The sequence below is a fragment of the Bacteroidia bacterium genome, assembly GCA_033391075.1.
Taxonomy (GTDB): Bacteria; Bacteroidota; Bacteroidia; order J057; family J057; genus JAWPMV01.
The window spans coordinates 6,507,146-6,532,454 of record JAWPMV010000001.1 but is presented as its reverse complement, the minus strand read 5'-3'; the positions used below and the strand labels follow the sequence as shown (position 1 = coordinate 6,532,454).

Annotated in this window: 19 protein-coding genes; 13 read left to right on the top strand and 6 right to left on the bottom strand. The window is 42.2% G+C overall.

Going from position 1 to position 25,309, the window contains the following annotated elements:
- Positions 1–37 precede the first annotated feature (37 nt).
- The 4 genes from R8P61_26135 to R8P61_26120 all read right to left on the bottom strand — a co-directional run bounded on the left by R8P61_26135 (position 38) and on the right by R8P61_26120 (position 6,362).
- Entirely contained in the window at positions 38–634 is a 597-nt protein-coding gene (locus R8P61_26135) for a leucine-rich repeat domain-containing protein (GenBank protein MDW3650582.1), read from the bottom strand.
- 169 nt (positions 635–803) lie between these two features.
- The gene (locus R8P61_26130; GenBank protein ID MDW3650581.1) at positions 804–1,880 is read right to left on the bottom strand and encodes a hypothetical protein; all 1,077 of its coding nucleotides are present in this window, start codon (positions 1,878–1,880) and stop codon (positions 804–806) included.
- 71 nt (positions 1,881–1,951) lie between these two features.
- Entirely contained in the window at positions 1,952–3,061 is a 1,110-nt protein-coding gene (locus R8P61_26125; GenBank protein ID MDW3650580.1) for an AraC family transcriptional regulator, read from the bottom strand.
- Positions 3,062–3,140: 79 nt separating this feature from the next.
- Positions 3,141–6,362, bottom strand: a complete 3,222-nt coding sequence (locus tag R8P61_26120) for a hypothetical protein (protein ID MDW3650579.1) — start codon at positions 6,360–6,362, stop codon at positions 3,141–3,143.
- Positions 6,363–6,513: 151 nt separating this feature from the next.
- Between R8P61_26120 and R8P61_26115 the strand changes: the two genes are divergently transcribed.
- The 10 genes from R8P61_26115 to R8P61_26070 all read left to right on the top strand — a co-directional run bounded on the left by R8P61_26115 (position 6,514) and on the right by R8P61_26070 (position 20,646).
- A complete protein-coding gene (locus R8P61_26115) occupies positions 6,514–7,752 on the top strand; it encodes a metallophosphoesterase (GenBank protein MDW3650578.1) in 1,239 nt (412 codons plus the stop codon).
- 81 nt (positions 7,753–7,833) lie between these two features.
- Positions 7,834–8,031 (top strand): hypothetical protein, encoded by a 198-nt coding sequence (locus R8P61_26110; GenBank protein MDW3650577.1) that lies wholly within the window; start codon positions 7,834–7,836, stop codon positions 8,029–8,031.
- A 15-nt stretch (positions 8,032–8,046) separates the two neighbouring features.
- Positions 8,047–9,429 (top strand): tetratricopeptide repeat protein, encoded by a 1,383-nt coding sequence (locus tag R8P61_26105; GenBank protein MDW3650576.1) that lies wholly within the window; start codon positions 8,047–8,049, stop codon positions 9,427–9,429.
- Entirely contained in the window at positions 9,422–9,889 is a 468-nt protein-coding gene (locus R8P61_26100) for a thioesterase family protein (protein MDW3650575.1), read from the top strand. The genes R8P61_26105 and R8P61_26100 overlap by 8 nt, the downstream gene beginning before the upstream one ends.
- A gap of 14 nt (positions 9,890–9,903) precedes the next feature.
- Positions 9,904–10,644, top strand: coding sequence for a thioesterase (locus R8P61_26095; protein MDW3650574.1), 741 nt, complete (start codon positions 9,904–9,906; stop codon positions 10,642–10,644).
- Positions 10,645–10,891: 247 nt separating this feature from the next.
- Positions 10,892–13,162, top strand: coding sequence for a T9SS type A sorting domain-containing protein (locus R8P61_26090; protein ID MDW3650573.1), 2,271 nt, complete (start codon positions 10,892–10,894; stop codon positions 13,160–13,162).
- A 393-nt stretch (positions 13,163–13,555) separates the two neighbouring features.
- Positions 13,556–15,667, top strand: a complete 2,112-nt coding sequence (locus R8P61_26085) for a serine hydrolase (GenBank protein ID MDW3650572.1) — start codon at positions 13,556–13,558, stop codon at positions 15,665–15,667.
- A 102-nt stretch (positions 15,668–15,769) separates the two neighbouring features.
- Positions 15,770–16,792: a lysylphosphatidylglycerol synthase transmembrane domain-containing protein gene (locus R8P61_26080; protein ID MDW3650571.1), complete on the top strand. Its 1,023-nt coding sequence runs from the start codon at positions 15,770–15,772 to the stop codon at positions 16,790–16,792.
- Between the two features lie 66 nt (positions 16,793–16,858).
- A complete protein-coding gene (gene guaB / locus R8P61_26075; protein MDW3650570.1) occupies positions 16,859–18,349 on the top strand; it encodes an IMP dehydrogenase in 1,491 nt (496 codons plus the stop codon).
- A gap of 275 nt (positions 18,350–18,624) precedes the next feature.
- Positions 18,625–20,646 carry a serine hydrolase gene (locus R8P61_26070; protein MDW3650569.1) on the top strand — a complete coding sequence of 674 codons (2,022 nt, stop codon included), beginning with the start codon at positions 18,625–18,627 and terminating at the stop codon, positions 20,644–20,646.
- A 92-nt stretch (positions 20,647–20,738) separates the two neighbouring features.
- Here R8P61_26070 and R8P61_26065 read toward each other — a convergent pair whose 3' ends face one another.
- Positions 20,739–21,524 (bottom strand): hypothetical protein, encoded by a 786-nt coding sequence (locus tag R8P61_26065; protein MDW3650568.1) that lies wholly within the window; start codon positions 21,522–21,524, stop codon positions 20,739–20,741.
- 147 nt (positions 21,525–21,671) lie between these two features.
- On the opposite strand from R8P61_26065, the gene R8P61_26060 reads away from it, so the two are divergent.
- Together R8P61_26060 and R8P61_26055 are read left to right on the top strand one after the other, a co-directional pair.
- Positions 21,672–22,565: a MoxR family ATPase gene (locus tag R8P61_26060; GenBank protein MDW3650567.1), complete on the top strand. Its 894-nt coding sequence runs from the start codon at positions 21,672–21,674 to the stop codon at positions 22,563–22,565.
- A 9-nt stretch (positions 22,566–22,574) separates the two neighbouring features.
- Entirely contained in the window at positions 22,575–23,720 is a 1,146-nt protein-coding gene (locus R8P61_26055) for a VWA domain-containing protein (protein ID MDW3650566.1), read from the top strand.
- A 91-nt stretch (positions 23,721–23,811) separates the two neighbouring features.
- On the opposite strand, the gene R8P61_26050 is transcribed toward R8P61_26055, so the two are convergent.
- The gene (locus R8P61_26050) at positions 23,812–24,483 is read right to left on the bottom strand and encodes a DUF4159 domain-containing protein (protein ID MDW3650565.1); all 672 of its coding nucleotides are present in this window, start codon (positions 24,481–24,483) and stop codon (positions 23,812–23,814) included.
- 164 nt (positions 24,484–24,647) lie between these two features.
- Here R8P61_26050 and R8P61_26045 point away from each other — a divergent pair, with 164 nt between their 5' ends.
- Positions 24,648–25,307, top strand: coding sequence for a DUF2461 domain-containing protein (locus R8P61_26045; protein MDW3650564.1), 660 nt, complete (start codon positions 24,648–24,650; stop codon positions 25,305–25,307).
- Positions 25,308–25,309 lie beyond the last annotated feature (2 nt).

Here is a 25,309-nt window from a genome sequence, read left to right as displayed (position 1 = left end):
TGACACTCAAACACCCTAACACCCCAAAAGGTCTCCCCTAATGCGTGATCTTACAGCGTGGCAGTCTTTTCTGCACCAATTCGATCTCATACCAGGTGAGATTGTTGAGCGAAAGATCCAAAGATCTCAATTTGCTCAAGCCTCCGATCCATGCGGGAACTTCTACCAGACGATTTTTGCTTAAATATATGGTCGTGAGATTTTCCATGTTCTTGATCTCCTCAGGCAGGTGATTGATTTTGTTTCTACTAAGGATCAGGACTTCCAGATTTTGTAAACGGCTGATATCGCCGGGAATCGTTTTGAGCTTATTATTGCTGAGGTTGAGTACTTGCAGATTGGAGAAACGATCGAGGCCTGGAGGCAATTCTTTGTATTTCTGTCCACTCAGGGAAAGTTTGTAAACCTTTTCTGGCTCACGTACAGCATCATTGATACTATAGTACCACTTACTGTTCTTGAGCTGGTAGGCATCCAGCATAGGGCCGGGGGTAAATCCGCGGGATAACATTTCGGGATTTACACGAGAGCTATCATTAGCTGTTGTATCAATATTTGTGCTAGTGGTATCGACTTGAGCGAAAAGTCCCTGGGTAAAAAAACAGAGGAACAGGCTAATCAGGAATATGCGCATAGTAAGAGTACGATTATAGAATGCTTTACTTATAGAACGGAAAAATACGTAATCTCATACTATTAGACCAAAAAATCCGGAAAGGGTCAAGGTAAATAAAAAGACACTTTTTGATAAAACTCCCTGTTTTCTGGCCTCAGGAGCTCATCCTACCCAGGTCGCAAGCATGCTAATCTCTTATTTGTTTCTTTGCCCAATTTGTAATTAGATCCAGATATCCTTCTACATACAAGCCTTCGAAAGGGCCATCACGCAAGCTCCACTTGTAGAGGTAATGACTGGCATCTGGATAGAGTTTTATTTCGATTTCTTTATTTTCCGCTACACGAAATTCCTCTAAAAATGAGATAATTTCCTGACTGGGCATGTTGCGATCTTTCCCTCCCATAACATAAAGGAAAGGCGTATTGCTTGCCCGTAAATAGGGCAAAGGATCATAGGAATAATTGGAGCCTCGTGCAGCGATAAGCTTGGGATCGTATGGGGAAAGTTTATCAGCGACAAACCACTTACTGAATTTGGGACTATTATGGAGTTTTGATAAATGGCCATTCACAGAATCTCTTAGGGAAGTCCGATCCTGGGATAAATCTTTTGCAGCTTCTATATAATACTGCCAGATTTCTCTGTGCATAGGTAAAAGATCCTCTTCGATTTCTTTTTCTGTGAACCCTTCTGCTTTTGCATCCATCCTGATTTCATGAGAGAGGGTTCGGGGCACGTTGAAAGGAGAGCTTACTCGATTTACGATAAATCGAATGTTTGAGTCTCTGGCTGCTAGCTCTGGACTGAACCAGCCAGATTCACTGATAGCCATAATCCCAATATTTTTATGATCGATGTCTGGTCTGCTTCGGAGAAAATCGAGAGCTGCCATGGCATCCTTCATCAGGTCTTTGTAGGTGAAATAGCGGTAGTCGATTTCGTTTTTCCCAGAACCTCTCTTGGTATATGCAAGGCTGGCAAAACCTTTTTCAACAAAGGCATTGGCATGAAGTCTATTGAAAAGCTTGTCATACTCCTGATGGCTCGCTCCCGAACCATGCAAAATGATAACTGCTGGATGAGGCCCTTGATTATGGGGTTTACTTAAGACGCCTTCCAGGCGGATATCACTTTCAAATGTCACATATTCGACTTGCCCTTTATAGCGAGCCAGCAAGGCATAAGCCAGAAATAAGAGCAGGAGAATCGAAAAGGGAAGCAGGATTTTTTTAGATAAGAAAATTTTCTGAAGGCGATTCATAGGGTGATTTTTTTTATGAAACTCTGCTCAAGAAAAAGCAAAGCATCATGCTTATCGACCTTCTGTATAAGTTAGGACCTATTGGTGAGGGATTTTTTGTAGGCGGAAGGAGTACTTCCTGTGATTTCTTTAAAAATACGATTAAAAGCAGATTTACTATTAAATCCGCTTTCCAGAGCAATTCCTAATAGTGTCTTTTCCTGAGAAAGAATGTTCCTTTTTACTTCCTCTACTCTGTATTCATTGATCAGTTGATAGAAGTTCTTACCAAGGAGCTCATTGATTACCTGGGAAAGTTGGTTGCTGTTGATCTCTAGCTTATGGGCAAGCTCTGCCAAACTTAGGTTAGGATTTAAGTACTGCTTTTCGTCTCTGAGCTTTTTTTGAAGTTTTCGGAGGATGCGTTCTTTTTCATCCTGGTTGAGGGTAGAATGTTCATATTTATTTCTACTTGTCTTTGCTTCGGGTAAAAGGGTTTTGGGAAAAAGAATGATAGCGAAGGCAAAAATGAAAAAGGAAGTGCTGATGACCAAGGCTCCGATTTTATCAGATTCAATTTGTATATCCGGGCTTATGTATTCCGCAACAACAATGGCGTAAATACTAAGTATACCCAGCATTTGGAGGCCTAGCAAGCTTATCATCAGACGGCTATTGAACCATTGATCTCTCAGCCGTTTTTGAGATAATTTTTTCCTCAGAAAAAGGATGCTGATCAGAATATAGATGAGGGTATGCAGGCCTTTAAACCAGGAGAATAAAGCTAAATCCAGGGGAATGGATTTTTGATTCAGGCTTTGAACGTATGCAAGTTTATACTCATCGGTTGAAATATAAAAGGGGAGGAAATACAGGAAAAACAAGAAGAAAGGCAGGAAATGGAGGGAATGCCGTATTTCAAGCCGAAAATCAGCTTTTAGCACAGAAAGTACATAGAACCAGATAATTGGGCCTATGAGTAAAGGAATGGTTTCTCCATTTCTGAAGGTAAAGAGAACCTCATCGATGGGGAATTGGGTTTTGAGCCATTCGGAAAAGACAAGGGATATGACACAGAGAAGAAATACTAACAGGAGATAAACGGATAGTTTCCTTTTACCCTTTAGCAATAGTAAAGCACAAATGAGAAATATCCCTTGTGATAATCCTATACTAAAAATTACGAACCAGATATCTTTCATACTTACCTATCTCAGGATGGTAAATGTTGAATGAAGGGATAAAACAGGTTCTCTAAGTTAAAAATCGATTGTTTCAGGATCAATTATCCTCCTTAGCTTTCTTATAAGCAGGATTTATTTTGAGTTTTCGCTCAAGTAGATGGAGTTCTTCTTCCCATTTTCTCATGTCCTGGTACTTTTTCTCCTTTTGAGTGATCTCATTCATTTTTGCCTGAATGACTTTTTCTTTTTGGCGAAGTGTCAGGTCCTTTTCCTCCAATTGCTGCTGAAGCATAATGAGTTTTCTTTCTCTATCATCCGTCAACTGACTTCTACTCGCCTCGACTTTTTGTACTCGGGCAATGCTGGCTTTCTCTTCTTCCAGAGAACTTACCTCAGTCACAAGGGAATCTATTTCCAGATTCAAGCGGGCCAACTGAGTTTGATTGGAATTCTGCATATAGAGGATGCGCTGCTCCATGCGGTAGATTCTTTCCTGATAGGCAAGCAAAGAATCTCTTTGTGGGCCATTGAAGCCCTTTCCATTTGCAACCAGATAGCTGAGACTATCATTGGCAGATTCAAGGCGGCTGACATCGCTTTTCAGGCGAGTCATTTCTTGTTGATATTGATCTCTTTTTGAAATATTTTGTCCCAAATATTTGTTGTTGGCGTGAAGCTGAGCCAGAAGAGCCCGGTTTACTTCATCCATTTCTTTGATGCGTTTCTTTTTGTCTGCCAGCTCCAGGGCCATTTTATCCATGCGCTCCCCATCCTCAGAATCGTAGAATCTTTTGCGTCTTTTGAAGCGATTCATTTTAGTTTGTATACGCTTACTTTCCTGCATGCTGCTTTTGAGGCGCTTTTCCAGAATGGCTTCTCGCTCACCAGCCAGACTCAGGGTAGCTTCCAGCTCATCTTTAAGCTTGGCATTGTTGTATTCCAATTCATTCACCCGCAAATAAAGGGCATCATATTCTTCATCAATTGCAGGAGAATTGGCTGCCAGACTACTTTTGCTAAGTTCTAGTTGTTTCTCCTGATCCTTTAAGGCCTGTTCCGATAGTTTCAATTCCTCTTCCAGATTTCCGATTCTACTCAGGGAATTTTGCAGAGCAAATTCCAGAGAGTCTCTTTGCTTTTCTATTAGAGGGTCGAGGGCTATGGGATTGACGGCTTTCGACTGATTGGCCTTGGTTTTTTGTTCCAAAGCATCTTGCTCAGCCAGGAGGGCAACCATTTGCTTATTATTCTGCTCAAGAGAGGCCGTCAACTTTTCATTGCTTTCCTCCAGATTTGCTATTTCTTGTTCGTACTTCTTTTTCTGTATTTGCAGGTCATTTTCTCTACGGAGACTAGAGTTAGACTGGAACTCATCTATTCGACTTTGTAGTGAGGCTATTTCTGCTTTGCTGGAAGAAAGTTCGGATTGCAATTCCTTTACATTGCTTTCATCTGTAGTTTTCTCTGCTATGAGGCTTTGTGAAGTCTTGAGTTCTACTTTTAGCTCAGCAATTTCTTCCTTATAGTTATTGGAACGCTCAGCTAGTTGTGCCTGACTTTTTTCTAATTCCCCTTCCAGGGTTTTGATTCTCTCCTGACTACTTCCACTATTATTGGCCAGACGATTTTCAGCTTTTTCGAGTTTGGCCTCTAAGTCAGCGATCTTTTGCTCCTTTTGGTTTGAGTTATCTGCCAGCTTAGCCTGGCTTTCCTGCAGTTCTGCTTCCAGTTTGCTGATTTTCTGCTGTTTGGATCTTGAATTATCGGTCAATTTTGCCTGTGCTTCTTCCAATTCAATTTCCAGCGCAGTAATTTGTTGTTTGTATTGTCCCTCTATGGCAATCAGTTCGTCGGTATCTTGATCTTTACTCTCCAATACGCGGGTCAGATTGCTTTCCAGTTCGTCTTTTTCTTTTTCTAGTTGTGTATACTTTCGGGAAAGCCTGGATGATTCTTCTTCAAGGGAGGCAATTTGATTTTTGTATGTTTCCTCTTTTTGACTAAAGGCTTTTTCTGTCGTATTCTCTTTCTCAGAAAGGCTTTTCAGCTTGGATTCATTCTGTGTGAGGAGTTTACCTTTTTCTTTTTTCAGTTGAGAATTATTCGCTGCCAATGTCTGCTTCTCTTTGAGCAGATTCATATTGGAAGAATTCAATTCGCCCAAAGACTCATTGAGTTCCGCAATCCTCTGGTCTTTTGTCAATAGGTCTTCCTTGAGTTTCGCTATATCTTCCTCTAGTAAAGCAGTATTGTTCAGGCCTAGATTCCCATTTTCATCTTTGAGTTCCTGTTGCTTTTCAAAAAGGGCGATTTGTTTGCGCTGACGAATGGTGGTTTCCAGCAATTTATCCTCTTCAATTCGGGAAAGTTTCTTTTCGATCATCATTTGACGAACCCTTGTTCGCAAATCCCCATTTTCTTTTTTGAGGCTTGAAAGGCTCTTGTCATCCGGAGCAGCCATTTGCTCACTAAAGATGCTTTTTGCTACACTATCTCTTCTTCCCAATTCTTTTTTCACTTTTTCATTGGCCAACTGCAAAGATTGATTTGCCATCAGGAGCGAATCGACCCATTGCTGCCTTTCACCGGGACTGGGGGCAGAAGCTGTCAACTGCCCATTATCTTTTTCATTGGGTTCTTCCGCTGGCCAATAGGGAAAGTCGATTTGGATGCCTTGCTGAACAGAATTGTTGGCGAGGTAATCCATATGGCTAATGCTCCAGCTCCTCCAGATATTGGATACAGGATTGAGTTTCTTTGCCTGATAGAATTTTTTTGCCAACACAGGATTCTCAGAAAGCCAGATCAGGTTTGAACTTAAAGACTCTACTATGGCTTTTTCTTTTGAGAGCCAGGCCTTGTCCGCAATGATCTGTTTCATGAGATCTGGATGCTCTCGGGTCCAGAGTAGGTTGTTCATCAAGCGCTCGGTAAGTTCCGGATGACGCTTGAGATATTTATAGGCAGCATCCTCAAAATAAGGAAAGCTTTCCGATAGGATTTTCAATTCTTTACCGTCGATCTCCTGGCGATGGACCAGAGCTTGCCCAAAGCGATATCTGAATTCAGGATAATCCAGGTATCCATCTTTGTTCTTGTCTGTACGCTCGAAATATTCGGGATTTTGGTAATAGGCAAAATTCTCCCTCAGTTGCAGAATTTCAGATTCACTGAGATATTTGTCCTCATTAAGGTCTGCAAGGAGAAACACTTCTTCGATATACCAGTTTGACAGTTTATCCTGGCTAAAGGATGACTGGGGGAAGAGGCCTAAGGTACAAAGCAGAGCAAGCAAAGTGGTATGAACTAGAGGTTTCATACGAATAACTTAAGGACATCGGCCCCAATTCCGACATCAGGTGTTTGATTTGAAAAGACTTGACCTATAACAGATTGGGATAAATGTACATCTTGAATGTCACAATTAAAAACCTATCTGTGTCATGTGTTTAGATTAGCTTCATGCTCATATGAATAAACGTATTGCCATCCCGATTCTTGCATTGATTTTATTAATAATTGATTTCTATGCTTTCGAAGCTATTCGGGTATTGCTGGCTCCATTATCAGTTTCTATCCAATCCGCGGCCACCTATGGATACTGGGGATTAAGTGTAATAACAGTGATTGGGCTGTTTTTCTATCATTTTATTGATCCACAGCTGTTGGGGAAAAGGGCGAGAACCATCATTATGGTTTTTATTTTTTCCATTTATGTCGCCAAAACCTTTTTGATCCTGAGTCTGATACTGGACGATGTTCGGAGGCTTTTTCTTTGGATATGGGCGGAAATCACGGATTCACCATTTGTAGCTCAAAGATCCTTTTGGTTGATCCTTTTTGGTGGAGTTCTGGCATTATTTACCCTCATTGCTATCAGTTGGGGCATCCTGGTCGGCGCTCATGATTATGCCGTGCGAAAATCGACTGTTTACCTTCCTGATTTACCCAAAGCATTTGACGGCTTTAAGGTATTGCAAATATCGGATGTGCACTCGGGTACTTTTTGGAACAAAAATGCCGTTGCGAAGGGGATTGATCTGATCAAAGAACAGCAGGCGGATACCATATTTTTTACAGGTGATCTGGTAAACAATGTAGCGGATGAAATGGATGAGTATAAAGATCTCTTTGGTCAGTTAGAAGCGGAGTTCGGGGTGTACTCCATTTTCGGCAATCATGATTATGGAGATTATGTGTATTGGCCGAACAAAGAAGCCAAGGAGGCTAATCTTAGGAAATTGGCTCAGATACAAAGGGAAATGGGCTGGGACCTTTTGATCAATGAACACAGAATATTAGAAAAAGAAGGAGAGAAGATAGCAGTACTCGGGATAGAGAATTGGGGGGCGAAAGCAAGATTTCCCAAATATGGGGATTTGGCCAAAGCTCATATAGGGACAGAAAATATCCCTGTGAAACTGCTTTTGTCTCATGATCCCAGCCACTGGTTAGAACAAGTAATTCCGGAGTATCCCGATATTGATCTTACCTTCTCCGGGCATACGCATGGTATGCAGTTTGGGATAGATACCAAGCGATTTAAATGGAGTCCGGTAAAGTATGTCTATCGACAATGGGCGGATTTGTATAAACAAGGAGAGCAATATCTCTATGTAAATCGGGGCTTTGGCTACCTGGGCTTCCCCGGTCGGGTGGGCATTCGTCCGGAGATAACGGTGATTACCTTAAAAAGCGGAAGTGCATGATTTTGAACTAATTGGCAATTTTTGCTTATTCGATGCCCTGTTTTTATTTTTATAAGCACAAGCACGAATCGGAAAACATATATGATTAAGTTAATTTTAATTGCATTCGCTGTCGGAGCTCTTTTTGAAGGAGGACGTTACCTCTTTGATGAAGTTTTATCCGAGACGAAAAGATGCCAACGCTGTAATGGAAAAGGTTGGTGGCAAAACACCCGCAATCGAGACAAATGCGAGTGGTGCAATGGTACAGGCCGTTTACCCAAAGACCATCCGCTCTAAGAATCAATCAAACGTATGAATACTCATGTTCTGCTGAAAGCTGCCCACAGACTCATGGAATTGGGAGATTTTGAGCAGGCTGAGACTGCTTATACTCAATTGATCCTGGCAGGGCTCGACAAGGTAGAGGTTTTCAATAATCGAGGTTCCGCAAGATTTGCCTTAGGAAAGTATGAACGAGCCATCCGCGATTATTCCAAAGCCATCCAACTGGACCCTCGTATCGACTATCCGCATTTCAATCGAGCCAATTGCAAATTTGAAATGGGGGATTTGGATGGAGCCATTCGGGATTATGAACGAGCGCTTCAATTTAATCCCGGTCATTCCAGGAGTCATTTAAATCGTGCCTTTAGCTATCAGAAAAAGGACGAACATGTAAAGGCCTTAGCAGACTTTCAGTTGTACAAAGAGCAGTCAGGCAGCTTTTCTGCCGAAGTTCTTGAATTGCGAAGCGAAAGTTTTTTTGCCCTGGGGAGAGAAGAAGAAGGAATGAAAGACTTGTACAGAGCTTTGGATTTGAAGGACTCCGGCAAATCTTTGTATCTAAGACTTTTAGATCTACATCTTGAAAAAGGAGAGTTTAAGGAAGCCCTGACTTTGAGTAAAAGAGCTCTGAAAGCCTATCCCGAAGGGCAAGAACTCAAACTCAAGCGGGCCGAATGTTTTGTACGGGCGGATGCACCTGCATTAGCCTGGACAGATTTGGACGCTTTGGATGATGAGAAAGAAGAAGGGAATGCTGCTTATTTCTTTTTGAAAGGAAAGATTCTGGATTCCCTCAATCGTTTCTCGGAAGCGATCGAACTATTGAGAAAAAGTATTTATCTCAATCCGGAAGACATTGAAAGTTGGCTGGTATTAGCAGGCGTTTACTTTAAGTCAAAAGATTTCCTCAAATGCATCGATGCTACAGAAAGGGTAAAAGAACTGAATAGAGATTTTCCGGAGACCTATCTATTAGCAGCCAAAGCAAATTATGAGCTCGGTAAATTCTATGCAGCCAATGCCCAGCTGGAATTATATGAAGCCCGTGGGGGAGATATTCCGGAGGCTTATCTCCTCAAAGGTTTTGCCCTGATCGAAAGGCAAATGTTTGAAGAAGCCATTCGTGCTTTTGACAAAGCTATTCGACTGAATCCTCAAAACCCAGATGCCTATCTGGGACGAGGGAATGCATCCCTGGCCAATTCGCAATATGAGAATGCCCTGAAATCCTATGATCAGGCATTGGAAATTGCCCCTGATTTTCGTGCGGTTCACTTCAATCGGGGAGTTGCCCTGAAGAATTTGGGCAAGCCACAATCTGCGATACAAGCCTGGGAGCGGGCAGCTGATTTGCATCATCCCAAAGCAGAGGCTTATCTTCGCAGATATCGCAAAAAGCCCGATGCCTGAATCTAAGCTATCGAAACTACTACAAGACTATCCAGTCATCACAAAACGAGTGGTGAATTGGCGAGATGTCGATCCGGCTTTACACGTAAGCAATACCAAATACCTCGAATGGGCGGAAATGGGGCGGATGGATTATCTCGGCACTTTTTATAAGCGATTTGGGCAAAGCTCTCAAAAAGGCATCGGCCCTGTCATTGCATCCATAAAGATTCAATATTTACATCCCTTAGGTTTTCCGGATGAGGTTCTGGTTGGAACCCGTATGTTTGAGATGGGGGTTTACAAATATGTTCTGGAAGCAAATATTATCAGCCAGAAGCATAGGAAATGTGTAGCGAAGGCAAAAGCAAAAATGGTCCTTTTTGATTTTATCAAGGGAGAAAAAGTCAAACTCCCTGAGGGCTTTCAGACGGAAATACAAAAATTCGAAGCTGAAATAAATCTCAGCCCGGAATCCTAACTGCAAAACGTAAGATGAAAGTAACTAGAGAAAAGAATCAGGTTAAGGCACATGAAATAGATTTTAAAAGTCGCATGAGCGTTCCTGCCCTGATCAACAATATGCAGGAGGCTGCCTGGAACAGTGCGGAATCTTTGGGTGCGTCTGTGGCTCGCTTGCAGGAGGATGGGATTAGCTGGGTGCTGACGAGGTTGAAGCTGGAAATCGAACGTCTTCCCAGGCATAGAGAATATTATTATGTAGAATCCTGGCCTTCTGGCGGAGAGCGTTCTTTTGTTTATCGGGATTATCGGGTCTATGATGAAAATGATGTCTGTATAGCAAAGGCTACCAGTACCTGGTTGGTCTTTGATCTTGAGACACGAAGGATGATCCGCATTCCGGATTGGTTGCAATCTCTTACGGGCCTTCCCCGTGGTCAAAATGCTATGGAAATTGCTTCTGGAAAAATTCCTCCTGTCAAATCATCGGAAGAAGCTGAGAGTTTTCCTTTGCGCTGGCATGACATTGATACCAATCAACATTTAAGCAATACCTATTATTTCCAAATCGCCATCGAAGGTTTGCCTTTCAAAGTCCTGAGCGAGCAAAATTTAAAGAGCATAGATCTCAATTTTAGATCTGAATCTACCTGGGGCGACAAACTTTTGTCAGCTGTAGAAGATTTAGGCGACGGAAATTGGTTGCACACCGTTTATAAAGAATCTGACCAAAAAGTTTTGGCACTTGCAAAGACTTCATGGACAGAAAATTGAGCTCTTACAAATAAAAAAACGCTAAAATGAGAATAAATAGCTCTAAGGTGCGTTTTTTGCTATAGAATTTCTGTTTATTGTAAGTTGTAAGATATTACAGGGTATATTTACATGCTAGCAGCTATAATAGGCAAATCATATTTGGGGTATGATTAGAACTTTTACGCTTTTTCTATTTCTGATTACTTGTTTTAATTTTTCAAGATCTCAGGATCTACTCTTTCTTACTGGGCCTGACTCGGTAAACATGTTAAGCTCAGATCGTCAATTGCTCGATACTTTGGAAAGTATGGGGCTAAACGTGATGGTGCGAGGAGTAGATGCAAATCCGATTCAGCCAGAAGAAGCTGATGGAAAGACTTTTGCTTTCATTTCACCTTCCGTTACGGCGAGTCTTATCGGGATTGCATTCAGAGATGTGAAAATCCCTATAATTGTTAGCGAAGCTTTTCTTTTCGACGATATGAAGATGACCGGCCCTACTGCGGGGATAGACTACGGAATCCGTTCCGGTCGTGATCAAATTGATATCCTAGAGCCAGATCATCCTATTGCGGGTGTTTATAATAATACTATAACGGTTACTTCCTCACTGACCAGCTTTATGTGGGGAAACCCATCTGCAGATGCGCTGAAAGTTGCAGAGATCAGTAATTCAGGAAGTAACAATCAGGTAGCCATTTTTGTCTATGACTATAAGGATGAAATGGTAAACTACCGCGCACCTGCTATGCGGATCGGATACTATTTGAGAGAGAATGCAACTACCTTAAGTTCTGATATCGGATGGGATGTATTCAGAAATACAATCAATTTTGTACTCAGCGAATATTGTATTTCGAGTGCAGATAGTCTATCACTCGCCTCTGATACCTTGAACATCATCAATGGGGAGGCCAATCTTGCAATCACCATAGAAGATACGGCTTATGTTGCAGCCGGATATAGCAAAAAATATTTTCTGACCTCTGAGCCTAGTGGTATCATACTCGAAACTTCAGATAGCCTGAACTTTGAGGTCAATTCAGGAGGAGACTATGGGATCTATTCCATGGTATATCTCGGTATGCCCGGAACCTATGATTATTTTGATGATTCCTTTATCATTATTGGCCAAACGAGTATAGCTGAGATTGAGGATGCTATTCAGATGCAGGGAGTTTGTGCGGATATAGATACCAGTGGGATTCAATTTTTTGTTCAGGATTGTGGGGCCAATGCAGGTGCCTTGGATATTCCCAGTGCTTCTTCTTTGAATGGAGGGCAGGCAACTTTGACCACTACTCATACAATTCCTCCTTCAGTTCCTCCCGGTTATGATGTGAAATATCTCTTGAGTCGGGGAAGTAGTGCACTTTATGTTGACATTTCTAATACGCCTGAATTTACGGTTACCGAAGCAGCTGAATACGGCATTCATACCCTTGTATATGACTCAGTTCCTGGTGGAGTAAATTTCCTCGACCTTAGTTTCTATCAGATAGGGACAGCCAAGATCGGAGATATAGCCGCTCAAATCACTGCAGAAAGACTTTGTGCTGATTTGGACTTTGCCGGAGCCATTGTCGATATCGATTCCTGTAAAGCAGATGCAGGCGTATTGGCTATGGCATTGGAAACGGACTCTTTGAGAACAGGACCGATAGATATTCAGGCAAATATACTCGCTTCCCCTACGGTTCCTTCCGGATTTAATTTCAGATACATCCTTACTTCCGGAGATAGTATGATTGTAGAAGCAATCGGAAATACGCCGATCTTTACGGTGAATTCCTCTGCCAGATACAGAATCCATTCTCTGGTATATAATCCAGATCCTAATAGTCCCGACTTTGTGGACCTTAGCAATATTAACTTGGGACAAGACTCTCTGAATAAGATTACTGATCAGCTTGATACCGCAAGTATCTGCGCGGATATCAGTAGCCCAGTAAGCCCTACCAATGTTGTTTCAGCAGTATTCTTTATCAAGTTTGACCTTTCTGAAAAGCCGGGTCCACGAAATGTATTGCTCTGGATTCTATCTGAAGCGGTGAGGGATGGAGTTTATTCTGTAGAAAGAAGTATAGATGGTATTCTGTACAATGTGATCTATACACGGAAAGAATTGACCTCTGCACGAAATCCGGTGACCTATGTATATGTGGACGTGGAACCTCGACCTGGGAAAAATTATTACAGAATCAAATTCACCAATATCAATAATACCTTCTTTTACTCACGGGTAATCCTGGTAGAGAACGAAGTAACAATTACTCCTGAATTCAGGATCTTCCCTAACCCAACTTTTGGAGAGGTGAACTTTGAACCTCAATTCCTGAATCCCGGAAAGTTTGAAGTGAGTATTCTCGATTCTCGAGGAGCAAGTGTTTACAAGGCGGTCATGGACTTTACTGAAGAGCCCATCAAAACGCTGGATATAAGCTATCTTCCGAGAGGTTTGTATCATGTGAATTTCCTGGATGTGTCAAGTGGAGAAAGAAGTTCCTATAATCTCTTCCGACAGCAAGAACGCTAGTTTTCTAAAAAATATAACATGCCTGCCAGTTGTTCAGAAAAAGTACAACTGGCAGTTTTTTTTATGTCTTTCTACGAAATCCCGATTTTTTATCCTCGATTTGCGATCTATTCTGCTGAACCGTAATAATTTCTACAAGAACAGTAAAGCTGCTTTCATATCCTGATAAAATTGGCGTATGAAGCCTTATTTATTGCGGTTTTCGTACTAAGTCAATGGCTTCTCAATCGGTTGATATACAGGGGTTTAATCTGTGTTTTCCGACACATGGTTTTGGCTAAAATCCACTTCGTATTTGGTCCCTGTCATATGGCAATTTATTTGTCGATATTGAAAGTATCCAACGTTATTAAAGGGAAAAAAACTCAAAAACCTAAGCCGATTTAGAAGGTGATGAACGGTAAATTAAAAGGCATATATGTATGGGGCCTAATAGGCATATTGACTATGATCACCATAGTCAGTGCATGCAAGTATACCTTCAATAATTTATCCTATAACAAGGCACAATTTGAGTTTACCGTTTGGGCGGACACCCTGCAGGATAGTTTGCTTTGGGGAATCCCCATTGTCAGGGTATCGGATAGAGAAGCGACCAAAGCTTCTATGGTGCTACTCCAAAATAAAGAGCAGCTCATTCCTTTCCGCCAATTAAAGAATCATCGTTTTCACGTACTGACTTTGGGAGATGAACTTCCCCGTTTTGAAGAATACCTGAACTATTACAGTTCATTCTCTTCGGAGCAGACAAATCTGGTTCAAAAACTAAATACCATGGACTATGGTATTTACAATACCGTAGTAATTGCCCTCAATAATCCTACGGAGACTACTCAAAACATTAAGAAGTTTCTATTAGAGATAAATAAGTTGACAACGGTTGTACTGGTCAACTTTAACGACTATGATGCGATCAAGCCTTATGTGCAGTTTCCTACTATTCTTCAGGCCCACAACAAGAGCCTGATCAGTCAGGAAATTTCGGCACAGGCTTTATTTGGAGGGCTTCCCCTTATTGGTGATGTACCTGAAGATGTACTGGTCGATCTGGGACTTAAGGATCGCTTTAATACAGAAACTCAACGTCTGGGATATACGTTCCCTGAATACGTAGGCATCAGTTCTGATAGTCTGGCCAAAATCAGTCGCATCATACAGGAAGGCATCGACAATTTTGCCATGCCAGGGGCTCAGGTGCTAGTGGCCAAAGAAGGACAGGTCATTTTCCATGAGGCTTTCGGCTACCACACCTATTCCCGCAAAAAACCAGTAAGAAAAAGTGATATCTACGATTTGGCTTCTATTACCAAGGTAGCTTCCACTACCCTGGCTACTATGAAGCTGATGGAAGAAGATAAGATCAGTTTGGATGAAAGTCTGGCGACCTATTTTAGCGACCCTACTTATACACCCGGGATCAAAAAAGTATATGACACCATTCCCAAGCTGGATTATCTGGCCTTTTTAGATTCGGTGAAAAAAGATACTAGCATTCTGGAACTCCCTCAAATTGATACCCTCGATTTCGAAGACTCTTTGTATTTGGTCGGGAGATGGGTAATTCCCCCTAAAACCCGAATGAAAAGCAAGGTCTTTGATGTTAAACTCAAAGAGTTGTTGACCCATACTTCAGGGCTGCAGGCGACCTTACCAATTTTGCCTTACCAGAGAAAAGTATACGGTAATTTATATAGCAATACTTCTAGCCAGGAATATACAGTTCCTGTAGCGAGTGGTCTGTATCTGAATGAAAATTACCTCGATTCTCTTTGGAATACAGCCAAAGGATTGCGGGTAAGAAAAGATTCAAATGCTTATCAGTATAGTTGTGTGAACATGGTTCTCATGCAAAGAGTGATCGATTCGGTCAATCAGCAAACCATTAGCGACTATGTGCATGAAAACTTCTACCAGGAGCTGGGTATGCAAACCATGGGCTACAATCCTTTGGAGATATTTTCTCGGGATAAATTAGTACCTACTTCCACGGACAGATGGAGAGGACAACTCCTTTGTGGAACGGTACATGACCCGACAGCAGCTCTGATGGGAGGAGTATCAGGAAATGCCGGTCTTTTCTCTAATGCCAATGATCTCGCCATCCTTGGACAAATGTTGCTCAACAAGGGTAAATATGGAGGGAAACAATATCTGTCTGAAGAAACGGTAGACTTATTCACTTCGCGTCAGCGTGGGCACAGAGCTTATGGCTTTGATATGCCGCCCCGTACCCATCGTTACATAGTAGCAGAAAGTGCTCCCTACTCTACTTATGGACACACCGGTTTTACCGGAACGGCATTCTGGGTGGATCCAGAGAATGATCTGGTATTCATCTTCCTCTCTAACCGCGTTCATCCCAGCGAAAAGAATTTCAAGATCAATGAGCTGAGAATCCGCCAACGCGTACAGCAGGTAATTTATGATGCGCTGGAAGTGCCTCATCGGATAGTTCCCAGTGAAAAGAAAGCCAAAGCAAGAAAGCGCATGCTTGCCTCCAGCTAGGGAAATGTTATAAATTCCCTGAATCCTTTTGCAAGCTGGACCTCCCCTTTGTAGATTCGCTCAATTTTGTTGTAAAGGCCGAAAGTCCTTCAGAAAGCGTCTATGAGCAATCAGCTAAAAACCATTCTCCAGTTTATTATTGGAATTGCCCTCGCAGGAGGACTCCTGTACTATGTGTATCAGGATACCAAATGGGAAGATCTTTCCAATGATCTGAGTAAAGCCGATATTTTTTGGGTGCTTATGTCTGGTTTGACGCTATTCGGTGTTTTTGTCGCAAGAACCTTGCGGTGGCAAATGATGCTGGAAAGTTCCGGCTTTCATCCCAAAAAGAAACATACCCTTCTTTCGGTCCTGGTTTTATACCTGGTAAATAGCGTAACGCCTAAAATTGGAGAGATTGTTCGTTGTACGATTTTGTACCGTACGGATAAAGTGCCCGTAGCTTCTGGCTTAGGTACTGTCGTAGCAGAGCGTGTGATTGATGCCCTGGTTTTATTTGGGGGGTTAGGCCTGATCTTTTTATTTGAAATTGAGAGACTGGGAAGTCTTTTTGGGGAAATATTTGACAGTTTATCTGAACAATTCGGAGGGATAGATAGCAGCATCCTTATTGGGGGGCTAATTGGATTACTGCTATTGGGAATAGCAGGGATCTGGTTTTTGAGTTCCAAGAAAACAGATGGAGATGGGCTGATTGGAAAAACTAAAACCTTTGCCCTCAATATGCTGGAAGCGGGGAAAAGTATATTTCAGCTGGAGAAACCCTGGTTATTTTTGGTGTATACGATCATGATCTGGGGCCTGCTCACTCTGATGAATTACTTCTTCATTCTTTCTCTGCCAGATACAAGTGAATTGGGACTTTACTTTGCCATCCTTATCCTTTTTATTGGGGGAATCGGCTGGGCTTTACCCGTACCTGGAGGAATGGGTTCCACGCATTTTATAGTTGTTCAACTTTTTCTTGCTTTTGGTTTATCTGAAAAGGCAGGGCTCAACATCGGAGCACTTTCCAATGGAGTTACCTGGATCTTTTCCGTTGGATATGGCTTGATCGCTTTGGCAATTCTTATTCCCCTGATTTCCAGGTCTTCCCAGAATGATGAGGGAGAAAAATCCTGATTTTTTCGCCAAAAGACTTTTTCTGTGTAAATTTACCCGGCAAATATCCAAAACGATGTTTGCCTTATGCTTGAAAATACCGAACTCTCTCTAGCTACGTCTAAGATCGCCTTTGAAGGACTGACTTATGACGATGTTTTGCTCCTTCCAGCCTTTTCTGAAGTACTTCCCCGCGACGTAGATACATCTTCCTGGTTAACCCGTGAAATCCGTTTGAACCTGCCTGTCGTTAGTGCAGCTATGGATACGGTTACCGAACATCGCATGGCTATAGCCATGGCAGCCAATGGAGGAATAGGGATTATTCATAAGAATATGTCCATCGACCAACAAGCGGAGCAGGTCAGAAAAGTGAAGCGATCTGAAAGTGGAATGATCGTAGACCCTATTACGCTCAAAGTTGACAATACCATCTTCGAAGCCTCTCGCCTAATGGCTGAGCACAAGATCGGAGGGATTCCAATCGTGGATGACAACGATATGTTGGTCGGAATCCTGACCAATCGTGATTTGCGATTCAAGCAAATTGATGACCGTCCAGTCAGGGAATTGATGACTTCTGAAAACCTCATTACAGCTCCTGAAGGTACTACGCTTGAAATGGCTGAAGAGATCATCAGAAGAAATAAAGTTGAAAAACTTCCTGTAGTTGATAAAAAGGGTCAATTGATCGGACTTATCACCTACCGCGATATCATCAAAAAGCAAAACTTCCCCAATGCCTGTAAGGATCATTTAGGGCGACTGAGAGTAGGTGCTGCAGTAGGAGTTTCTCATGGCACTTATGAACGCATTGAAGCTCTGGAGAAAGCCGGAGTGGATGTGATCACAGTAGATACGGCTCATGGCCATTCTAAAGGAGTACTGGATACCATTGCAGACATTCGCAGAACTTTCCCTGATCTTCAAATCATCGGAGGCAATGTAGCGACTCAAGGCGGTGCTCAAGCCTTGATCGATGCCGGAGTGGACGCAGTGAAAGTTGGGGTTGGACCGGGAAGTATCTGTACTACTCGGGTGATTGCTGGAGTAGGTGTTCCTCAATTATCTGCTGTCCTGGAAGCGGTGAAAGCTGCTGCGCCTGCAGGTATACCTGTTGTTGCCGATGGAGGGATCAAGTATTCGGGTGATATGGTAAAAGCCCTGGTAGCAGGAGCATCCAGTATCATGGCTGGAGGATTGTTTGCAGGTACGGATGAAAGTCCGGGTGAAACGGTTCTCTACGAAGGGAGAAAATTTAAAACCTATCGGGGAATGGGATCCATTGAGGCGATGAAGGAAGGAAGTAAGGATCGCTATTTCCAGGATGTGGAGGAAGATATCAAAAAACTGGTACCGGAAGGCATCGTAGGGCGCGTTCCTTATAAAGGAAAAGTAGGGGAAGTGATCTACCAAATGGTAGGAGGCCTGAGAGCAGGAATGGGATACAGTGGAGCAGGTGATATTGAAACCTTACAAACCCGTCAATTTACCCGCATCACTAATGCTGGTTTAAGAGAAAGCCATCCACATGATGTTCAGATCATCAAGGAGGCTCCGAATTATTCGACGAGATAAGAAATATGGCTTAAGTCTTAGGGTTAAGTAAGCCTAAAAGCTATAAGTAAGTGAGGATAGAATTATTTCTATCCTCACTTACTATTTTTATGCTAGTTGGAATCCTTCGCTTACATGGAAAAATCTGGGCGCGATTTCATCCCCCCAATACTGGCAAAATCATAGAAAAATGAGATATTAAGTCATATACAATGGCATTAATACCTTCTATTAACAGCTTATGGATATGTTTCCTGACCTGTTTTAATTTTTCACGTTAACACAAACCTACAACTATGATTCATTCCCAAACGAAATCCTGTGTATTATTCCTGATTAGCTTTTTCTTCTTGGCTAAGCTATGGTCAAATAATGGAACCCTTATTTATGCATATCCTGTTGATGAAATAACAGTAGATGGGGACCTTTCAGATTGGTCATCAGATGTGCCTTATTACAAGATTGAAACCTTTTTATTTGGTGCAGAAGCAAATGGGAAGGATGATTTAGATGCACGTTATAGAATCGGATATAATATGGCGACACGGATGCTCTATGTTGCCGTAGAAAGCACGGATGATGCTTTCATGGGGGATAATACTGATCAAGCTGAATGGAATACCCATGACATTCACAATCTTTATGTTGATCCTGCGCATACCCTTACTTCGGGAGCTATATCCCATTTGGTAAGTGGAGACTATAGAAGAATTGCAGAAAATAGACCTCAGGAGTCCTGGGATCCTCAAGTCCGTAATGCGAGCTGGGATAATTTAAAGGTTGAAATCAAGCAAATAGGGAATAAGACTATATATGAATGGAGTTTTTACCTGGGTGATCAAATGGAAGTGGGACGAAGCATTGGGTTTGATTATGAGGTAATGGATAAAGATCCTGGAGAATCAGGCTTTCCTTCTGTTTGGGCCATAAGTCCGGGAGGTGGTAAAGCCTTCAATACACTCAACATGAGTGACCTCATCCTCTTAGACCCACAATCAAAATTGGGCACTCTAAAAGGAAAGCTGAGCTGGGGAGAAAAATCTACTCTTCCAATTCCTAATCGCGTAATCATCAATTCGCTTGACAAGCCCAATCTTTGGCTTATGGCAAAAGTTGATGAAAATGGAAATTACTCTATTCAACTGCCAGAGGGATCCTATGAGCTAAGTCTTTCCAACTCAGTTTTATTTGATGAGAAAAGACTCCAAGTGGTGGTAATGGATATGGAGCAGATGCTGAAGGTAGAAGTTGAAGGGGAAAAGGTTTCATCAGCTTCTGAATTTGTAATAAAAAAGCGGGCCCTTCCCAATCTTATCCCTGAGAAGGGGATACTTTCTGTTTATAGCAGGGAGGAAAATGAAAAAGTGGATGAATTCATGAAAAGCATGATGGACTACTATCGTGTGCCAGGTGCTTCTCTCGCGCTTGTGAAGAATGGGGAAATCGTATATCATCAGACCTATGGCTACAAAAATATCCATAGCAAAGAAAAGGTGGATGGGGAAACACTCTTTGAAGCAGCATCCATTACTAAACCTGTATTTGCTTTTGCGGTAAATCGACTGGTGGAAAGAGGAGAATTTGATTTGGATAAACCCCTTCACGAATACCTGGAATTTGAAGAAATTGCTGAAGATGAGCGCTACAAATTGATGACAGGCCGGCATGTGCTTACCCATACTTCTGGTTTGCCCAATTGGGGCCGTGAACTAAATGAAACTCCAGGAAGCAAATATGGGTACTCGGGAGAAGGCTTTGAATATCTCAAACGAGCAATTGCACATCATACTCAGCAGGATATAGAAGAAATAGTTGAAAGAGAAGTCTTGAAACCATTGGGGATTTCGCATACTTATTTCACCAAAAATGATCAACTATTAAAAGTAATGGCAAATGGTCATTTTGGTCTACAACCGACTATTTTTGATATTCCAACTGAGGCAGGAATGGCCCATAGCATGCATACCGAGGCTTACACCTTTGCTAATTTTATGATTGCCATTCTGGAAAGAAAGGGATTGAAGGCTTCTACCTATGAAGAAATGTTACGCCCCCAAACCCAAACTCCTTCGAATCCTTACTACGAAAAGATTGGATGGGAGGAAAGCTTTGGTTTAGGGATTGTAAGTGCTAATACCCCTTTCGGTAAAATGTATGGGCATGGGGGAAATAATGGAGATTTCAGATGTCAGTTTGAAGTATTTGACGAAGGTAAGTTAGGCTTTGCTTTGTTTACCAATGGCAGCAATGGGATTTGGCTGACTCAAATACTTCGGGAATTTCTGATCACAGGTAAAGTAGATTTTTGGGGGGAATAACTCGCTTGGCTAGGCTCCAGATTAATAATCGACAAGATGGAATTGCCCCTATTTTTAAATAGGGGCAATTCCATTAATATCTCCAGCTTAAGTTATTTCCCAAACACCTTTCCATCCGTATCTACAATCGGAGCAACTGCTACCCATTGCTCAGTTCCATTTCCATATGCCGGATAATTGGGACGATTTCTATATTCTCTTTTATGATACTTGGTAGTTGAAGCCAGCTTTCCCGGCCTTTGTCCATGAAATAAAGAATAGCCCACGATTTCCCCTCCTTTTTCTTCTACCTCTGTAACCACCCCTACATGGTTGATTCCTCCATGCGCAAATAGGTCATCCAAACTGAGTTCTTTATTTTCTACTCCCCTACCCCCATAAAACATCACACTGCCTGGCTTGATATACTGAGCCATATTCAAGGGCTCTTCTACGCGGATCAATTTGCCCGTTTCATGATACCACCTGGCCAAAGCGCGGGAATCCCGATAACTCGCCGGATCGGGATAATCCATTTTGGGACAACGAATTTCCAGGCTATCGAGAAAGCGTAGAAATACCCCGGAGCAATCAGAAAAAGGTTCCACATTATATTGCAGGGAGTCTTTACTGATATTGGCAGCAATGATATTTACCGGGATGGCCAGATTGAGTTTCGACCCTTCACAAGAACTTAGAAGTCCATCATAACTTGCCCATTTTTTCATTTCCTTTTCATAGGGATGAGGCCTGGGCTTTTTTTCGGCTTTCGGCTTTTTCGCTTCCGTTTCAAGCGGTTCGTTTTTTTCAGTCTGTGCCTCTTTTTTATTCCCACAAGAAAAGAGAAATAAAAGAGAAAGTGCTAAAAGGAGGATGCTGGAAGTAAGATGCTTTCGCATGAGCAGGTTTTTGGATGTGTATCAGTTCTTAAAAATCGGAGATTAAATTACAAAAAATTGAAATGTATGGCATTTAGTCCTTTTAGTCTACATCCAAACAAAATATTCGCTTAAAGCTTTCTATATTTATTAGCTTAGATCCGAACTATGAATCATCCTGAATATTCGAAAGTGCAAAGCCTGCTCGCTCAAGAAGGCTACATCAGCGATCCCAGTATTGTCATGTCTGTTTTCCTGGGGATGCAATTGGGGAAACCTATTCTCATCGAAGGCCCTGCAGGAGTAGGAAAAACAGAAATAGCCAAGGTTATGGCTCATGCCCTGGATACAGATCTGATTCGTCTGCAATGCTATGAAGGTCTGGATGCTACACAGGCATTGTATGAGTGGAATTATCAGCGGCAATTGCTCTACATCAAAATGGAAGAGCAGAGCAAAAAGAGTCTTGAGGAAAAGGAGGATACCATCTTCGGAGATAGTTTTTTATTGAAGCGACCCTTATTGCAAGCAATCACCCATCATAAAGCACCGGTTTTGCTCATAGATGAGATTGACAGAGCAGATGAAGAATTTGAAAGCTTCCTCCTGGAAGTACTTTCGGATTGGCAAATCAGTATACCCGAAATAGGTACAGTCAAGGCTACCCATATTCCACATGTAGTCGTCACAAGCAATCGAGTAAGAGAACTTTCTGAAGCTTTGAGAAGAAGATGTCTTTACCTCTATGTCGATTATCCCAGCTATGAAAAAGAGCTGGCAATTGTCAAGAGTAAAGTTCCTCAAATAGATACTCAACTGGCAGATCAGATTTGTCGCTTTATGCAGGAACTACGACAGATGAAATTGGAGAAAGTTCCGGGGGTTGCGGAAACCCTGGATTGGGCGACCGCTTTGTCTTCTCTGCATTTCGATCATTTGGAAAAAGAATTGGTAGAGCAAACCCTGGGAGTGGTGCTGAAAGACTGGGGCGATATGAGACATACGCAAACCTCTTTATCCGAACTATTGGAAAAAGTAAAAGTAGTTTCCAAAATGGAATAGCTTTCGCCCATGGATCTCATCACCCGCAAAACAGCGCTTAGTGCAAACATTGTATCCTTCTGTAGATTTCTGCGGGAGAAAGGTTTTGTTTTGGGGCCGAGAGAAGAAGCCGATGCCCTGGCAGCCCTGGCCGTAACTCCGGTAAAAGATCCGGATCGTTTTCGCCTTACGTTGAGAGCCGTTTTACCTCGCAGTCTCAAACAGCAAGAACTCTTTGATGAGTTTTATCCCATTTATTGGAAGAATCTGGAAGCAGCGGTCGATTCCAAGCTGAAGGAATTGGGAGAAGAAAACCAAAAGCCTGCTGATAAACCCAAAAAGCAACAAGCACCTTCTCTTCAGCAAATCAAGGACTGGTTATATGGAAAGCCGGGAGAAGAGGAAGCAGAAATAGCGACTTATAGCGCCCATGAAGCTTTGGGTTATAAAGACTTCAGCAGCTTTACGGAAGAGGATCTGGAGGAAGTCAAAAAACTGATCATTTTGGTGGCGAAAAAACTGGCGGCGCAGTTCAATCGCAGATTCCGAACCGTACCTTCTTCGGCCAATTTTGACCTCAGAAAGACCATGCGGAAGAATATGCGGAGAGGGGGCGAGATTGTCGATATGTATTTTCGGCAGCGAAAAAAACGAAAAGTAGAGCTCGTCCTTTTATGTGATGTCAGTAAATCCATGGATCTCTACAGCCGTTTTCTGGTCCAGTTTATTTATGCTTTCCAGACCATTTACAAACGCATAGATACTTTCGTTTTCAGTACTTCCCTGCATCACATCAAAGACCAAATGCAGGAGCGCACTTTCTACAAAGCCCTGGACAATTTATCGGAAACGGTACCCGGTTGGTCGGGAGGAACACAAATCGGTTCGAGTCTGGCTGAATTTGTAAAAGACCATGGTCATCGCTGCCTGAATAAACAAAGCGTAGTCCTCATCATGAGTGATGGTTGGGATACCGGAGAAGCGGAAGTTTTGCAGGAAGCCATGCGGCACATCCACAAAAAAGCCTCACGCGTCATTTGGCTCAACCCCCTGGCAGGCAACCCAAATTTTGAAGCCTCAGCAATGGGCATGTCAGCAGCTATGCCATATATAGACATCTTTGCCTCGGCGCATAATATAGATAGCCTTAGGAAAGCTTTGGGTAAAAGCTTTTAAGGCGTGTTTGGGTGTTAGTGTATTAGCGTGTTAGAGTAGGTTGAATTAATGAACACTAGCACCCTAAAACCCAAACACACTAACACATCTCTTAATTATTCAAAGCATACACCACAATATTTGCTCCCATTTGAAGAGCCATTTGCCGTAAATCTTCGGGATCATTGTGTACACTTTGGTCTTCCCATCCATCTCCCAGATCGGTTTCGGCAGTATAAAAGCAGACGATTCTTCCTTCATGTATGAGGGCTAAACCTTGTGCTGGTTTTCCATCATGCTCATGGATTTTGGGCAATCCTTTTTCAAAAGCATAATGCTGAGTAAACATTTCGTGATTGAAGGGTAGCTCGGTGAATTCCAGTTCCGGAAAAACTTTTCGCATTTCTCTGCGAATGTATTTATCCATCCCATAATTATCATCAAAATGCAGGAAGCCTCCGGAGAGCAGGTAATTTCTCAGATTCTTGGATTCAGCATCTGAAAATTGAAGATTTCCGTGCCCGGTTACATAGACATAGGGATACTGGAAGATTTGTGAACCTCCCGGCTCGACGACATCCTCTTTGCTTGCTACCCGAATGGTGCTGTTTTCATTGATGAAGCTGATCAGATTGGGCAATGAGGTCGGATTTGAATACCAGTCTCCCCCACCCTCGTATTTGAGCCTTGCTATTTTAAAATGAAACTGTTCACCAGCTTGCCCCAGCAAATTTTCAAAAGGGAGCAGGACTACAACCAAAAGACTGATCAAATATTTTTGCATACTTTTTAAAACGCTTTTGTAGCTAATTAAGTTATGGAGGAAGAAATTTCTAAAGATTAAATTTGGGAAAAAGTGCAACTAGGACAAAGCACTTAGTTCGATTCAATTGGCGCTTTTGTCTATTCTCTCCTAAATTTGATCAAAATCTTCCAACATAATTATCCATGATTGAAAAAGATACCTTGAAATTCCTGACAGAACTTTCACAAAATAATAATCGGGAATGGTTTGATGAGAATCGCGGCGCTTATATCAAAGCCAGAGATAATTTTAGAAATTTTGTGGAGGATCTGATTGATGAGATTATTGATTTTGATCCAGATCTCATAGGAATTGAAGGGAAAAAGGCAATCTTTCGCTTATTCCGGGATGTTCGTTTTTCGAAAAACAAGGATCCTTATAAAACCAATTTCGGAGCAAGTCTCTCTAAAGGAGGAAGAAGATCACCTTATGCCGGATACTACATTCACCTTTCCCCTGACGGAAACTTTTTTGGCGGAGGAAGCTATAGGCCAGAAGCCGCAGAACTGAAAAAGATTAGGGCGTTTATAGAAACGAATGCAGCAGATTTGCATGCGATAACGTCTGATAAGAAATTTCAGGAGCTTTTTGGAAGTATTCAAGGGGACAGTCTGAAGACAGCTCCCAAGGGTTATCCCAAAGATCATCCGGAAATTGAACTGCTACGCATGAAAGGCTTTTATGCCATGACCAGTTTGCCAAATGCTGATCTGAGCAAAGAAGGACTGGCACAAAAAGTAGCAGAAAAATTAAAAGTAATGCACCCACTCGTCGAATTTCTAAATGAAGCTATATCACAGTAATT

What these genes read in the sequence shown, in the direction of transcription:
- R8P61_26135 (MDW3650582.1), bottom strand. Translation starts at nt 634, where the DNA reads ATGCGCATATTCCTGATTAGCCTGTTCCTCTGTTTTTTTACCCAGGGA.
- R8P61_26130 (MDW3650581.1), bottom strand. Translation starts at nt 1,880, where the DNA reads ATGAATCGCCTTCAGAAAATTTTCTTATCTAAAAAAATCCTGCTTCCC.
- R8P61_26125 (MDW3650580.1), bottom strand. Translation starts at nt 3,061, where the DNA reads ATGAAAGATATCTGGTTCGTAATTTTTAGTATAGGATTATCACAAGGG.
- R8P61_26120 (MDW3650579.1), bottom strand. Translation starts at nt 6,362, where the DNA reads ATGAAACCTCTAGTTCATACCACTTTGCTTGCTCTGCTTTGTACCTTA.
- R8P61_26115 (MDW3650578.1), top strand. Translation starts at nt 6,514, where the DNA reads ATGAATAAACGTATTGCCATCCCGATTCTTGCATTGATTTTATTAATA.
- R8P61_26110 (MDW3650577.1), top strand. Translation starts at nt 7,834, where the DNA reads ATGATTAAGTTAATTTTAATTGCATTCGCTGTCGGAGCTCTTTTTGAA.
- R8P61_26105 (MDW3650576.1), top strand. Translation starts at nt 8,047, where the DNA reads ATGAATACTCATGTTCTGCTGAAAGCTGCCCACAGACTCATGGAATTG.
- R8P61_26100 (MDW3650575.1), top strand. Translation starts at nt 9,422, where the DNA reads ATGCCTGAATCTAAGCTATCGAAACTACTACAAGACTATCCAGTCATC.
- R8P61_26095 (MDW3650574.1), top strand. Translation starts at nt 9,904, where the DNA reads ATGAAAGTAACTAGAGAAAAGAATCAGGTTAAGGCACATGAAATAGAT.
- R8P61_26090 (MDW3650573.1), top strand. Translation starts at nt 10,892, where the DNA reads ATGTTAAGCTCAGATCGTCAATTGCTCGATACTTTGGAAAGTATGGGG.
- R8P61_26085 (MDW3650572.1), top strand. Translation starts at nt 13,556, where the DNA reads ATGAACGGTAAATTAAAAGGCATATATGTATGGGGCCTAATAGGCATA.
- R8P61_26080 (MDW3650571.1), top strand. Translation starts at nt 15,770, where the DNA reads ATGAGCAATCAGCTAAAAACCATTCTCCAGTTTATTATTGGAATTGCC.
- guaB (MDW3650570.1), top strand. Translation starts at nt 16,859, where the DNA reads ATGCTTGAAAATACCGAACTCTCTCTAGCTACGTCTAAGATCGCCTTT.
- R8P61_26070 (MDW3650569.1), top strand. Translation starts at nt 18,625, where the DNA reads ATGATTCATTCCCAAACGAAATCCTGTGTATTATTCCTGATTAGCTTT.
- R8P61_26065 (MDW3650568.1), bottom strand. Translation starts at nt 21,524, where the DNA reads ATGCGAAAGCATCTTACTTCCAGCATCCTCCTTTTAGCACTTTCTCTT.
- R8P61_26060 (MDW3650567.1), top strand. Translation starts at nt 21,672, where the DNA reads ATGAATCATCCTGAATATTCGAAAGTGCAAAGCCTGCTCGCTCAAGAA.
- R8P61_26055 (MDW3650566.1), top strand. Translation starts at nt 22,575, where the DNA reads ATGGATCTCATCACCCGCAAAACAGCGCTTAGTGCAAACATTGTATCC.
- R8P61_26050 (MDW3650565.1), bottom strand. Translation starts at nt 24,483, where the DNA reads ATGCAAAAATATTTGATCAGTCTTTTGGTTGTAGTCCTGCTCCCTTTT.
- R8P61_26045 (MDW3650564.1), top strand. Translation starts at nt 24,648, where the DNA reads ATGATTGAAAAAGATACCTTGAAATTCCTGACAGAACTTTCACAAAAT.